Annotated in this window: 1 protein-coding gene; it reads right to left on the bottom strand. The window is 54.5% G+C overall.

All coding sequences use genetic code 11. From position 1 onward, the window contains the following. Positions 1 to 111: 111 nt before the first annotated feature. Positions 112 to 539, bottom strand: a 428-nt coding sequence (locus ENZ75_RS33775) for an alpha-E domain-containing protein (RefSeq protein ID WP_206617191.1), incomplete at its 5' end; no start/stop codon positions are given.

Here is a 539-nt window from a genome sequence, read left to right as displayed (position 1 = left end):
GTTCGGTGGGTAATCTTCAGCCGCATGCTTCTATTCCGTTTGTGAGCGCGATCTCCGGACAAACGGTTTCCGTTTGTCTAAGAAAACCGGCTCCACCTTTCGGGACCATGCTCAATTGAACCGATAATCTTGTGCGATTTCGTCGCCCAGCTTGGTGTTGTCGCGAATGAAATTGGCCAGGAATTCATGCAGCCCGGTATCGAAGATATCCTTGATCGACCCGGCTCTCAGCATTGTCTGCGTCTTCTCGGCCGTTGCGTGGCAGGCATGGCGCTCGCCGTAATCGTCGCCGAGGAATTTCAGATGCTCCGACAGGAAGCGATAGCAGAACATCAGCGAACGCGGCATGCGGACATTGAGGATCAGATAGTCGGCAATGTTGGTCGGCTTGTAATCAGCATCGTAGACCCAGCGATAGGAGCGATGCGCCGAGACCGAACGCAGGATCGATTCCCACTGATAATTGTCGAGCGTCGAGCCAACCCAGGAGATCGACGGCAGCAGCACATAATATTTCACGTCGAGGATGCGCGCCGTGT

Origin of the sequence: Mesorhizobium sp. M7A.F.Ca.CA.002.04.1.1 (assembly GCF_004022805.1) — a bacterium.
Taxonomy (GTDB): Bacteria; Pseudomonadota; Alphaproteobacteria; order Rhizobiales; family Rhizobiaceae; genus Mesorhizobium; species Mesorhizobium ciceri.
Note: the sequence above shows the minus strand (reverse complement) of the source record. Positions and strands in the feature narration are given on the sequence as shown.